Raw genomic sequence first — 12,651 nt, forward strand, 5'->3', positions numbered from 1 at the left:
TCGGCTTATTCTTTCACGCAAATTTGTAATTCCAATTAGTATAGCTATTTGAATAACTTATAAATGAGCAAACGCATTCTTATTATTGATAACGACCCCGGCGTACTTAATGTAATGCGGGAGATCCTGGAGTATAGCGGGTTCGAGGTGGTTGCATTACCATCAACCCCCAATATCTTCAATGATATTATAGCGTTCAACCCCCATTTGTTATTGATAGATTATTTGCTGAACGAAATTAACGGCGGCGAACTTTGCCACCAGGTAAAAGAAAATCCCGCTACCTGTTACCTGCCCGTAATTATTGTATCGGCCTACCCAAAAGTGATCGATTCTTTAGGATATTACGGCTGCGATACTTTCATTGCCAAACCTTTTGATATGAACGATTTGCTGGATAAGGTAGACCGATATTCCTTAAATATTAATTAATGAAATACGTATAAATACTATGCTTAAATAGGTATTTATACTATACGGGTTATTTTTTTGAAACCTAAAATTTGCTTGGTACAACTTAGCGAAGGGATAATGAATGCTTAGCAACTCCGGAATTAACAAAGTATTACTGTTTGGCGAAATAACCGGCGACCCTTTTTTAAACAAGACAGATAAAAACCAAAACTACCTTTGTGTAACCATAGTAACTAAAGAGGCTATCAAAAAAGGGGGGGACTTGGCCGAACACCAGGAATTTCATAAAATAAAGATCGCTGAAAAACTGGTAAACCAGGAAGACTTGCAGTTGCAAGAAGGCCAAACGATATACGTGGAAGGAAGGATTCACACCACAGCTGTATTTGACGAGCGAAATATTAAGCGTTATAACCTGGAAGTATTTGCAAGCAAGATAGAGGTTATAAGATTTATAACCGCACCTGCAATAGCTTAACATCGCCAGGGCACTGTCTAACCATTGCCTTTTGCTACCTTACACCAAAAGCATTACTTTTGCCATTCAAATTTGTGTAAACATCCGCAATACTTATGGCCGATATATCAGCATTATCGCAACTGGCATTACAACTGCTACAGCAATTGATCTCGATACAATCTTTCAGTAAAGAAGAAGACCGCACCGCCGATCTGATAGATCAAACCTTACAAACACACGGCGTTAAAACGCACCGCAAGCTTCATAACATCTGGGCATGGAACAAGCACTTTGATGCCGCCAAGCCAACCATTCTGCTCAACTCACACCATGATACCGTTAAACCTAACAGTGGCTACACCCGCGACCCTTACGACGCTAAGATCGAAGACGGCAAACTGTTTGGCCTGGGCAGTAACGATGCCGGCGGTTGCTTGGTATCGCTGATAGCGGTGTTCCTTTATTACCACGAGCGGGAAAACCTTAAATACAACTTTTGTTTAGCCACCACCGCCGAAGAAGAGATCTCGGGCGTAAACGGGTTGGAACTGATTATTCCCGACCTTGGCGAACTGAGTTTCGGCATAGTAGGCGAACCCACCTTGATGGACCTTGCCATTGCCGAACGCGGCCTGATGGTATTGGATTGCACGGCTTATGGTAAAGCAGGCCACGCCGCCCGCGAGGAGGGTGACAACGCCATATACAAAGCTCTTGCCGATATAGAGTGGTTCCGCAACTTTAAATTCCCAAAGGAATCTGAAGTATTTGGGCCGATAAAAATGTCGGTAACCATTATCAACGCCGGTTCGCAGCATAACGTGGTGCCCGCCACTTGCACTTTTACGGTGGATGTTAGGGTAACTGATGCCTACCGCAATGAGGAAGTGTTGGAGATCATCCGGCAACACGTAACCTGTGAAGTAAAACCCCGCAGCATCCGCCTAAAGCCATCATCGATAGATAAAAATCATCCGTTCGTTCAGTCGGGAATCTCCTTTGGCCGCAAAACCTACGGTTCGCCCACCACGTCAGATCAATCCCTGCTGGATATCTCATCTATCAAAATTGGCCCTGGTGATTCCGCCCGCTCACACATGGCCGACGAGTTTATTTACGTAGAAGAAATAGGCGAGGGGATAGAGTTGTATATCGAAATGCTGAACAGAATTTTATTTTAGATTTACGATATACGATTTTAGATTTGTGTAATGACTAAGCAAGAAATGCTGCAACGAACTAAGCAATACTCCATTGCAAATGCAAGGTTGGTTTTAAGCATCCCTATCAACGTTGTAAACAGGAACTATTGTGACCAATTATGCAGGAGTGCAAGTTCAACAGGTGCCAATTACCGGGCAGCTTGTCGCGCTAAATCTAAAGCTGATTTTATTAATAAACTTAAAATTGTTGAAGAGGAACTTGATGAAAGCATGTTTTTTCTTGAACTGTTGGTAGAAATCAATCCTGAGCTAAAAGAAAAAATTACCCCTATATACAGGGAAGGCAATGAACTTCTTTCTATTATTGTATCTTCAATAAACACATCACGTGGGAATTGAAATTACGGTTAAATCTAAGATCGTAAATCTAAAATCATAAATCAAATGAGTAAACTTTGGCAGAAGACCACAAACGTTGATAAGCTGGTAGAAAATTTTACTGTTGGCCGCGACCGCGAGTTGGACAGGCAAATGGCTGCTTTTGATGTGCTTGGTTCGCTTGCCCATACCAAAATGCTCGAGTCTATAGGCCTGATGGATGCCGCCGACCTTTTACTGGTGCAGCAGGAATTGAAAGCCATTTACACGGAGATAGAGAACAATAACTTCGAGATTGAACCGGATGTGGAGGATGTGCATTCGCAGGTAGAGATGCTGCTTACCCGCCGCATTGGCGAGGCCGGCAAAAAAATCCACAGCGGCCGTTCCCGTAACGACCAGGTGCTGGTAGATCTGAAACTATTCTTCCGCCACCAGCTGCAACAGGTAGTTGCCGAAACCGATACTCTTTTTCGCCAGTTGATCCAGTTAAGCGAACAACATAAAGAGGTGCTTTTACCGGGTTATACGCACCTGCAGGTAGCTATGCCATCGTCCTTCGGGTTGTGGTTTGGCGCTTACGCGGAGGGATTGGTTGACGACCTGGAAATGGTTTTAGCCGCATGGAAGATCACTAATAAAAATCCATTAGGCTCTGCTGCCGGCTATGGTTCGTCGTTCCCGCTCAACAGGACGATGACCACCAACCTGCTTGGTTTCGAAAGCCTGAACCACAACGTGGTGTACGCGCAAATGGGCCGTGGTAAAACCGAGCGCGTTATAGCGCAGGCTTTATCATCTATAGCCGCAACCTTAGCCAAAATGGCAATGGACCAATGTTTATACCTGAGCCAGAACTTCGCGTTTGTGAGCTACCCGGAAAATCTGACCACGGGCAGCAGCATTATGCCGCATAAAAAGAATCCGGATGTTTGGGAGATAATGCGCGGCAAATGTAACCGCCTGCAAGCCCTGCCAAACGATATTGCCCTGATGACTACTAACCTGCCATCGGGTTACCACCGCGAACTGCAACTGCTGAAAGAATTGCTGTTCCCGGCTTTTACCGATTTGATAGACTGCCTGCAAATGGCAACCTTTATGCTGCAGAACATCAGCGTAAATAAAAATATACTCGACGACCCTAAATACACCTACCTGTTTAGCGTGGAAGAGGTAAACAAGTCTGTGCTGAATGGCACACCGTTTCGTGATGCATACAAGCAGATAGGGCTGGATATTGAGGCCGGCAACTTTAACCCCGATAAAACTGTTAACCATACCCACGAAGGCAGCATAGGCAACCTGCAAAACAAAGAGATAACCGAAGCCATGGACAAAGTGATAAGTAGTTTCGACTTTAAAAAGGTTGAGGACGCGATTAGTTGGTTGGTTAAGTAAGTTTTGAGTTGAAAGTATAAAGTCGAAAATATTTCATCTTGACGAATAAAAAATCAGCGTCATTATAAAAAAATTAGTGTAATCATCAATAATCATGAGCGGCCAAAACCGAAGCGACATCTATCCCGGACTTGAAGTAGACATCATCCTAAAAAAAGACCAGCGAAGCGGCAAGCTAACCCGCGGCGTGGTGAAGGATCTGTTAACCAGCTCCACTTACCATTCGCGTGGCATAAAAGTGCGCCTGGAAGACGGGCAGGTAGGCCGTGTGGCAGAGATTGTTGAGGAAGATTGATGCTTCGCAGCCTATAGATCATAATTAACGGTAAATAGCCGGAACGCAGCTACCATGATCTTCTAACTACAAACCATTAACTAAATACCATCAACGAAGTGCAACACGTAACCGAACCGAAAAAGAATTTACTGCTGCGCCTGGATGCGCATTACAGGCTGTATTTATCGCTCCTGATAGGAGCCGTGGTGTTTTATCTTGCCAGGCACAATCCATCCGTACCGGCCGTTACGCTAATAACGTGGATTGCGGTTGCATCAAGCATTATCATATTGGATTGGGTAACCATTTTATGGGCACATCCGAAGGATATTCGTAAAGTAGCCAGCCTGGAAGATAGCAGCCGGGTAATGATATTTGTATTTGTAATGGCCGCTTCGCTGGTAAGTTTGGTGGCGATGTTGTTGCTGCTAAAATCGGCCAAAGGTGCTTCAGACGATACCGTTGCCGGTTATATTTTACTGGCAATGACGGCCGTGGTTATTTCGTGGTGGTTAGTGCATACCGTATTTACCATGCGCTACGCGCATCTGTATTACACCACCGATAAAGGTAAAAAAACACCGCTCGGCGGGCTGGAGTTTCCCGGCGATGATAAAGAACCGGACTACCTCGACTTTGTATATTTTTCCTTTGTAGTGGGGATGACATTCCAGGTATCAGATGTGGAGATCTCATCCAAGCATATCCGCCGCCTTGCCTTGGCGCATGGGCTTATCGCGTTCGCATTTAACACAGCCATAGTAGCGTTAAGCATCAATGTGATCTCAGGATTGGTATCGAAATAGGAGCCTCTCCCCAGCCCTCTTCGAAGGAGACGGAGTTATCAATTAGTTTAAAGTTTCGCCTTCCGGCGGAGATTATTAACAAAGTGTTTTTATTATGGTGTTCATGAGGGCTACGCCGTTTAAAGGGGGCTATTCTTCTTCTATCTTCGAGTGTTTCTTGGTATCGTTCATCGTAGTGTAAACCACCAGCGAAACCACTATACAACCTGTAACGTACCAAAAAAACCAATTCTCGTGGCCTGCTTCCTTAAACTTAAGTGCGATATACTCGGCAGAGCCGCCGAATATGGAAACCGCGATGGCATACGGAAAACCCACACCCAAAGCACGGATATGCGCCGGGAAAAGTTCGGCCTTTACCACGGCGTTGATAGCGGTATAATTACTTACCACAAGCAAGGCAAACATGATCAATCCAAATGCCACCCAAAAGTTATGCGTGGCACTCAAATAGGTTAGCAGCGGGATGGTGGTTAATGTGCCTAAAACGCCAAATGCGGTTAGCATCGGCTTGCGGCCTATCTTATCAGACAAAAAACCATAAAGCGGCTGTATCAGCATAAAAACAAAAAGGGTGAGGCCGGATATCAGGGTCGCTTCGTTTTTGCTGAAGCCGTTGGTGTTCACCAGAAATTTTTGCATATAGGTAGTAAATGTGTAAAATGCAACCGTTCCGCCCATGGTAAGGCCGATAACGGTGAGGATAGCTTTCGGGTGCTCGGCCAGTGCACGCAAGGATCCGCGCGCGTGTTTGCTTGGATTTTCTTGGTTTTTATTCAGCGTTGCCGATTCCTGCAAGCTACGCCTCAAATACATCACAATAATGGCAAGCGCGGCACCAATTCCAAACGGGATGCGCCATCCCCAGGAATGCAGCTGTTCTTCGGTCAGGAAGGCGCGTTGTAGCAATATCAGCACCCCAAGGGCAATCAGTTGGCCCATAATTAGGGTAACGTATTGGAAACTTGAATAAAAACCACGGTCCTTTTTTGTAGCCATTTCGCTGAGGTAGGTGGCACTTGTACCATACTCGCCCCCAACGCTAAGCCCCTGGATAATACGGGCCAGCACAAGTAAAATAGGCGCGGCAATACCGATAGATTTATGGCTTGGCGTAATGGCGATGATCAACGAGCCGGCACTCATCAGCAACACCGAAAAAGTAAGTGCTTTTTTACGCCCGCGTTTATCTGCATAGGTACCCATTAGCCAACCGCCGATAGGGCGCATTAAAAAACCAATGGCAAAAATACCGGCGGTATTTAAGAGCTGTGCGGTGAGGTCACCCTTGGGGAAAAACGATCCGGCAAAGTACAGCGAGAATGCCGAATAAACATACCAATCGTACCATTCAACCAGGTTCCCTAACGAGCCACCAACAATTGACCATACACGGCTTTGGGTTGTTTGTGGTACGGGCATAGTATTGGTGTTCATATTAGGTTTGTTTATGCCGCAAGATAATCAAATTATTTACCGCGGATAATAAAGCGTGGGGGCCAATATCCGCCCTCTTTTTTAAATTAGTTTACAACCAAAAATAAAACGAAATTTGATAAGCGATTTAAACCCATCAAATTATATTCATATGAGCATAGCGGAAAAGATCCGGGAATATCTTAACGGCCAGCCCGAACCAAAACGTAGGGATATGGAGGCGATACATACGCGCATACTGCAAGCATTGCCGGGATGTAAACTATGGTTTTTGGATGGTAAAAACAGCGAAAATAAAATAGTTACCAACCCCAATATTGGCTACGGACTTTACGCTATGAAGTATGCTAACGGAACTACCCGCGAGTTCTATCAAATTGGTATGAGTGCAAATACAACCGGCATTTCCATCTATATTTTGGGTATAGACGATAAAGCATACTTAGCCCAAACGTATGGTAATACACTTGGCAAGGCAAGCGTAAGCGGGTACTGCATAAAATTTAAAGCGTTAAAAGATATAAATGTTGATGTGCTTGAAGATGCTATACGCTATGGAGTTGAGGTTACAACTGAAAAATAATTTAATATCTTTATATTCATGTCCTCTATTTCTTAACTATCTTACCTCATGCTTTTTACCGAAGATTTTCTCCACTACATCTGGAAGTTTCGCCTGTTCGAGAGGATGGACCTGCGGACTACCGAGGGTGAAGAACTGGAGATCTATTCGGTAGGGGTGCATAACTCAAATGCGGGGCCCGACTTTCAGAACGCGCGTATCCGCATAGGCGAAACAACCTGGGCAGGAAATGCGGAATTGCACATCGCCTCGTCGGACTGGAAACGCCATGGCCATACTTCAGATGGCGCATACGATAATGTTATCATCCATGTAGTTTACCGCGATGATGAGCCACTGTTTCGTACCGATGGCCGCCGCGTACCCACGCTGGAACTGAAAGACCGTATCTCGCCCGAGCTTTATAATCGCTACCATAACCTCGTATTTGGCAACCAAACCATTATCCCCTGCGAGGGTACCATAGCCACCGTGGACGGCCTTACCATGCAAAACTGGCTGACACGAATTTTAGTGGAGCGGTTGGAAAAGCGATCGGAAGCTGTTGTTGCCGCGCTGCAGATAAACAAGGGCGATTGGGAAGAAACCTTTTACCAATTTTTGGCCGCTAACTTTGGCTTTAAAACAAATGCACTTCCGTTCGAACTGATGGCGAAATCACTGCCACAAAGCATCCTGGCAAAAAACAAGAATAATGCGATGCAAATAGAAGCGCTGATCTTCGGGCAGGCGGGTTTTTTGAAAGATGACCTGCAGGGCGATTACCCGCGTATGCTCAAAAAAGAATACGATTACCTCGCTAAAAAATACACTTTGCAACCCATCGAAAATCACCTGTGGAAATTCCTGCGGATGCGGCCACAAAATTTTCCTACCATTCGGCTGGCGCAATTCGCGGCATTGGTGGTGCAATCAAATCACTTGTTCTCGAAAACATTGGAGATCCGCGAGGTGAAGGACCTGCGCGAGCTGTTCAGTAATACCCATATAAACCAGTACTGGGAAACCCACTACAGGTTCGATAAAGAGAGCAAACCCGCGGGCAAAACTTTGGGGGCGGGTTCGGTAGATACCATTCTGTTAAATACGGTGGTGCTCTTCCTGTTCAGTTATGGCAGGCATATGAAATTGCAGCACTTTGTAAGCCGGGCATTAAAATTGCTGGAGAGTATCCCGGCGGAGCAAAATAATATTACCGCAGATTTTGCTAACTTAGGTGTGAATATTAAAACAGCGTTTGAATCGCAGGCCCTGCTGGAACTTAAAAATACCTATTGCGATTATAAGAAATGCCTGCAATGCGGCGTTGGTATTAAAATATTAAAACCCAACTGATATGTTACAACGGATCATCACCTTTTTTGAGCGCTACTCCTTTGGGGTATGCACCTACCTGGGGGAGCGTTTTAATATTTCTATTGCCAAGATCAGGTTGTTTTTTATCTACTCATCATTTCTGGCGGTGGGTTTCCCGCTCATTTTCTACTTTTTTGCCGGCATCGTTTTAGATATCCGCAACTTTGTAAAGCGCAAACGTACCCGCGCATTGGATATGTAATTCTATTATCTTAATTGTTATCAACACCTGCGCAAGTTTAGCTTATGATACTTGTGTGTAAGCATATTTCAAGTTTGTTAAAATAACTCCGCATTCTTATCCATAAACTGTGGCCGGTGGATCTTCATCCCCAATTTTTTATTTAATTTTTCAATTACATAATCGCATAACTTTGGCGAAAACTGCTCATCGTGCTGATGCATAAAAAACCATACGGATTGCAGGCCCTGTTTTTTCCAATCGGCGATGCGGTCAACCCATTCATCGCAGCGGGCGTAGTCGGTAGGGTGCAGGCCGTTGCCTACAAAGCGGATAAAGGCATGCGGGGTAGGCAGCGTCATGTGTACGCAATCGCGGCGGCCGGTAGCGTCTGTTATTATCGATCCGATATTAAGTCGCTTAAACAGGCTAAAAACAGCCTCGCGGTTCTCGGGCACGGCAAACCAATCCTTATGGCGGATCTCTACGTAAACGGGGACATCCGTTGGCAAGTGCTCCAGGTAGGCGGTAAGTTCGGGCAGGCTTTTGGGCGTAAAATTATCGCTTAGCTGCAAAAATAATGGCCCCAGTTTGTCACCGAAGGCCATAATGCCTTCATAATAGGTGGTGGTGATCTCGTCCGCGTTTTTCAACCTGCGGATATGGCTGATGCTCTGCGAAAATTTTGGGCAAAACTTAAAATCTGGGTTTGTGTCGGCTTTTTGTTTCCACTTGGCAATGGTTTCTGCACTGTAAACCTGGTAAAAGGTGGCGTTAAGTTCTATGCAATCGAAATGCTTTACGTATTCATCCAAAAAATTGGCATCCTTGGTTTTTGGCGGATAGATCTGGCCTACCCATTCCTTGCGGCCCCACTTGGCGCAGCCTACGTGCACTTGTAGCGGCTGGATTTTATCTACAGCGGCAAGCGTTTCGCGGGTAAAGGCAGGGTCGGGTGGCAGGGTAAAGTCTATTAGCGGTAATTCTTGTTCGGTAACGCGGCCAAATTCCATATTAATAATTTAGGGTAGCAAGATAAGATATTAATACAATCAGCATAAAAATTGGTTTAACAAAAAGGCGGCGATCTAAACAGATCGCCGCTTTTTATCAAATTGGAAGTTTACTTCCCGATAGCTATCGGGCCTCCAACTACAAAAACATCCCGCCTGATGCTTCGATGCGTTGCGCGTTTATCCAGCGGGCATCTTCGGTACAAAGGAAAGCGATAACACCGCCAATATCATCCGGCTGGCCCGGCCTGCCTAAGGCGGTTACCGATGAAATAAAATCATGCATCTGCGGGTGACTGTCGAACGCGCGTTTGGTAAAATCGGTTTCTACAATGCCCGGTGCAACCAAATTAGCCGCAATACCACGACTGCCCAATTCTTTCGCCAGATACTTGGTGAATACCTCTATAGCGCCCTTCATTGATGCGTATGCCGCGTAACCCGGCGTGGCGAAACGTGTTAGCCCGGTAGAGATATTGATAATGCGGCCACCATCTGCGATAGTAGTAAGCAAGGTTTGCGTTAAAAAGTAAACGCCTTTAAAGTGAACGTTAAACAAGTTATCAAAATCCTCTTCGGTAGTTTGCGCAAAGGGCGATGCAGCATCTATACCGGCGTTGTTTACCAAGAAATCAAAGCTTTCCCTGCCCCATTTTTCTTTTAGTACTGCTGTCAACTGCTCTTTAAAATCGGCAAAGCTGCTTACTTTTGATGTGTCGAGCTGTAAAGCCGCGGCGGTTTGTCCCGCCAGCTCAATTTGATTCACCACTTCATCGGCCTCCTCTTTTTTACTGCGATAGGTTACAATTACGTCGATACCTTTGCCAGCCAGTTTTAGCGCGGCGTTTTTACCAAGGCCCCTGCTTCCGCCTGTTATTAATGCTATTTTATTTGTGCTCATTTTGTTATGTGTTTTAATACACTACAAAGGTGCGGGCAAAACGTTGCTAAAAAATGGTGACAGGTTCAGATAAAATGGTGACAGGTACAGTATTTTGATGAGTACTGGAGATTTAATCACGAAGGACATAAAGGTAATCGCAAAGAAACACAAATCCTTAGCTCTGTATTAAGTCTGCGGTTGCATCACTTTCAAACACTTTTTCCTTATATTCCTTTGGCGTAATGCCTTCAAATCGTTTAAAAAATTTGGTGAAGTTGGATGCATCAAACGTAAGCTTAAAGGCTATTTGTTTGATGGGGATATTTTGCTGCAACATACCTTTAGCCAGCAGCATAATCTTTTCCTCGAAATAAAAGCATGGCGATTTGCCCGTGGTTTGCTTGATGGTATTGGTTAAGTGGGTGGGGTGGATGTGAAGTAGCCCCGCAATATCCCGGATCTCGAACATCTCGGTAACCCGCTCCTGCATCACATCGTCGAGGTGCTTGTCAACTTCTTTTATAAAGTCGGCAAAGATCTCGTGACGGCGGGTAAATATTTTCTTGGGGATGGGGGCGGGCATTATTGAGTTAGCAGTTTTTAGTTTGCGATTTACAGATAGCCAAAGTTATTAAATATGCGTGTTTATTTCGCGTTACGCAAACAAACCTGTTTTAAACTTTGGTGCAAGCCTTTTCTTAGATGCCTGCTCATAAGCATAGGCCAGCTTTATCAATTCGCCCTCGGCCCATGCCGTGCCCACGAACGACAAGCCGATGGGCAGGTCATGACAGGCACCCATGGGTACGGTAATATGCGGGTAACCTGCCATAGCAGCCGGGCCTGAAAAAGAGAAGCCGTTGTCATAATCTCCATTTATGAGGTCGATGCAAACGGCGAACCCGTTGGTAGGTGCGATCAAGGCATCCAGTTTGTTTTCCTTCAGCAAACTGTCAATTCCCTGCCTGCTGATGTTTGTGGTTTTGGCGACGGCATCCAGATATTCCGGGCTGTTAAGGTCGCCTTTAGTTTGCGCCAATTCGGCTGTTTCCTGTTTAAAGAACGGCATGGCTTTATCTTCGTTTTGCTTGTTGTAGGCAATAACATCTGCAAGGGATTTCATTTTGGAATTTGCCTTGATTAGGTAGCGGTTAAGCCCATCCTTAAACTCGTAAAGCAATACCGTAAACTCGGAGCCTTCTATAGGTTTTAAGCGGCTATCGAGGTCAACCTCTACAATTTCGGCACCTTGTTTTTTTAGGGTTTCTAAAGCGGCTTTAAGCAATTTATCTGTAGCGGCAGGCAGTTTTTCAATCTTAACCAACCCAAGACGTTTGCCTTTTAATCCGTTTACGTCGAGGTATTTGCTATAATCTTTTTCTTGTTTGCTTTTCAGGGTGGCATCGTCTGCAGCATCGGTGCCCGCAATAACGCCAAGCATCAGGGCCGCGTCTTTAACCGTACGTGCCATCGGGCCGGCGGTGTCCTGCGTTTTAGAGATGGGGATAATGCCGCTTCGACTCCACAAGCCAACCGTTGGCTTAATGCCCACCAGGCCATTTACCGATGATGGCGATACGATAGAGCCATCTGTTTCGGTACCTATCGCGATAGCGCAAAGGTTAGCCGCCGTTGCAGAGCCCGACCCTGCGCTTGAGCCACTTGGGTTCCTGTCCAGCACATATGGGTTTTTGGTTTGCAACCCCCTGCTGCTCCAGCCGCTGGTAGATCGCGTAGAACGGAAATTTGCCCATTCGCTCAGGTTGGTTTTGCCCAAAATCACTGCGCCTGCTCCGCGCAGTTTGTGTACGATGAAGGCGTCCTGTTTAGCAAAGTTATCTGCCAAAGCTAATGAGCCTGCCGTGGTATGCATGTTATCGCCGGTATCAATGTTGTCTTTGATGAGCACGGGGATGCCATGTAAAGGGCCGCGTAATTTTTTGGCCTTGCGCTCCTTGTCCATGTTGTCGGCCATATCCAGGGCGCTTTTATTCAGTTCGATAACGGCATTTATTTTCGGGCCGTTCTTGTCAATCGCGTCTATCCTTTTTAAATACAGTTCGGTGATGGAGCGGGAGGTGTGCTTGCCATCGGCCATCAGTTTTTGCAACTGGTCGATAGTGGCTTCGTTCAACTCAAAATCATCTGTGAATGCATCATCAGCTTCATTGTTTTTAACTGCTGCTGATGGTTTGCATGATGCTGCAACCAGGGTAGAAATTGTTAGCCCGGCTAATGAACCTGTTTTTAAAAAGTTACGTCGTTGCATGGTGGAGATGTATGAATGAAATCCATCCCA

General features: G+C 45.5%; 15 protein-coding genes. 10 read left to right on the forward strand and 5 right to left on the reverse strand.

Annotation, left to right across the window (positions count from 1 at the left end; translation table 11 throughout):
• Positions 1-63 precede the first annotated feature (63 nt).
• From ACVW0P_RS10600 to ACVW0P_RS10630, 7 genes are all read left to right on the forward strand, one after another.
• Positions 64-432, forward strand: coding sequence for a response regulator (locus ACVW0P_RS10600; RefSeq protein WP_354431268.1), 369 nt, complete (start codon positions 64-66; stop codon positions 430-432).
• Positions 433-535: 103 nt separating this feature from the next.
• The gene (locus tag ACVW0P_RS10605; protein ID WP_457132067.1) at positions 536-892 is read left to right on the forward strand and encodes a single-stranded DNA-binding protein; all 357 of its coding nucleotides are present in this window, start codon (positions 536-538) and stop codon (positions 890-892) included.
• A 95-nt stretch (positions 893-987) separates the two neighbouring features.
• Positions 988-2,055, forward strand: a complete 1,068-nt coding sequence (locus ACVW0P_RS10610; protein WP_457132068.1) for a M20 family metallo-hydrolase — start codon at positions 988-990, stop codon at positions 2,053-2,055.
• 30 nt (positions 2,056-2,085) lie between these two features.
• On the forward strand, positions 2,086-2,436 hold the full coding sequence (locus tag ACVW0P_RS10615) for a four helix bundle protein (RefSeq protein ID WP_457132069.1): 351 nt from the start codon (positions 2,086-2,088) through the stop codon (positions 2,434-2,436).
• Between the two features lie 45 nt (positions 2,437-2,481).
• Complete coding sequence (gene argH, locus ACVW0P_RS10620; protein ID WP_457132070.1) at positions 2,482-3,816, forward strand: argininosuccinate lyase; 1,335 nt, start codon at positions 2,482-2,484, stop codon at positions 3,814-3,816.
• 94 nt (positions 3,817-3,910) lie between these two features.
• Positions 3,911-4,111: a YwbE family protein gene (locus tag ACVW0P_RS10625; RefSeq protein ID WP_354431264.1), complete on the forward strand. Its 201-nt coding sequence runs from the start codon at positions 3,911-3,913 to the stop codon at positions 4,109-4,111.
• A 98-nt stretch (positions 4,112-4,209) separates the two neighbouring features.
• Positions 4,210-4,899 (forward strand): DUF1345 domain-containing protein, encoded by a 690-nt coding sequence (locus ACVW0P_RS10630; RefSeq protein WP_457132071.1) that lies wholly within the window; start codon positions 4,210-4,212, stop codon positions 4,897-4,899.
• A 129-nt stretch (positions 4,900-5,028) separates the two neighbouring features.
• Here the strand turns inward: ACVW0P_RS10630 and ACVW0P_RS10635 are convergent, their stop codons facing one another.
• Positions 5,029-6,336: an MFS transporter gene (locus tag ACVW0P_RS10635; protein WP_457132072.1), complete on the reverse strand. Its 1,308-nt coding sequence runs from the start codon at positions 6,334-6,336 to the stop codon at positions 5,029-5,031.
• A 151-nt stretch (positions 6,337-6,487) separates the two neighbouring features.
• On the opposite strand from ACVW0P_RS10635, the gene ACVW0P_RS10640 reads away from it, so the two are divergent.
• From ACVW0P_RS10640 to ACVW0P_RS10650, 3 genes are read left to right on the forward strand one after another with little or no spacing between them, the layout of a single operon-like run.
• The gene (locus ACVW0P_RS10640; RefSeq protein WP_457132073.1) at positions 6,488-6,919 is read left to right on the forward strand and encodes a DUF1801 domain-containing protein; all 432 of its coding nucleotides are present in this window, start codon (positions 6,488-6,490) and stop codon (positions 6,917-6,919) included.
• A 48-nt stretch (positions 6,920-6,967) separates the two neighbouring features.
• Complete coding sequence (locus ACVW0P_RS10645; RefSeq protein WP_457132074.1) at positions 6,968-8,254, forward strand: DUF2851 family protein; 1,287 nt, start codon at positions 6,968-6,970, stop codon at positions 8,252-8,254.
• A 1-nt stretch (position 8,255) separates the two neighbouring features.
• The gene (locus tag ACVW0P_RS10650; RefSeq protein ID WP_067063748.1) at positions 8,256-8,477 is read left to right on the forward strand and encodes a PspC domain-containing protein; all 222 of its coding nucleotides are present in this window, start codon (positions 8,256-8,258) and stop codon (positions 8,475-8,477) included.
• A 77-nt stretch (positions 8,478-8,554) separates the two neighbouring features.
• Here ACVW0P_RS10650 and ACVW0P_RS10655 read toward each other — a convergent pair whose 3' ends face one another.
• The 4 genes from ACVW0P_RS10655 to ACVW0P_RS10670 form a co-directional block, all read right to left on the reverse strand.
• The gene (locus ACVW0P_RS10655; protein WP_457132075.1) at positions 8,555-9,469 is read right to left on the reverse strand and encodes a DUF72 domain-containing protein; all 915 of its coding nucleotides are present in this window, start codon (positions 9,467-9,469) and stop codon (positions 8,555-8,557) included.
• Between the two features lie 139 nt (positions 9,470-9,608).
• Positions 9,609-10,370 (reverse strand): SDR family NAD(P)-dependent oxidoreductase, encoded by a 762-nt coding sequence (locus tag ACVW0P_RS10660; RefSeq protein ID WP_457132076.1) that lies wholly within the window; start codon positions 10,368-10,370, stop codon positions 9,609-9,611.
• A gap of 157 nt (positions 10,371-10,527) precedes the next feature.
• On the reverse strand, positions 10,528-10,935 hold the full coding sequence (locus ACVW0P_RS10665) for a helix-turn-helix domain-containing protein (protein WP_457132077.1): 408 nt from the start codon (positions 10,933-10,935) through the stop codon (positions 10,528-10,530).
• Between the two features lie 72 nt (positions 10,936-11,007).
• The gene (locus ACVW0P_RS10670; RefSeq protein ID WP_457132078.1) at positions 11,008-12,621 is read right to left on the reverse strand and encodes an amidase; all 1,614 of its coding nucleotides are present in this window, start codon (positions 12,619-12,621) and stop codon (positions 11,008-11,010) included.
• Between the last annotated feature and the right edge of the window lie 30 nt (positions 12,622-12,651).

This window comes from Mucilaginibacter sp. UYNi724, assembly GCF_054057495.1.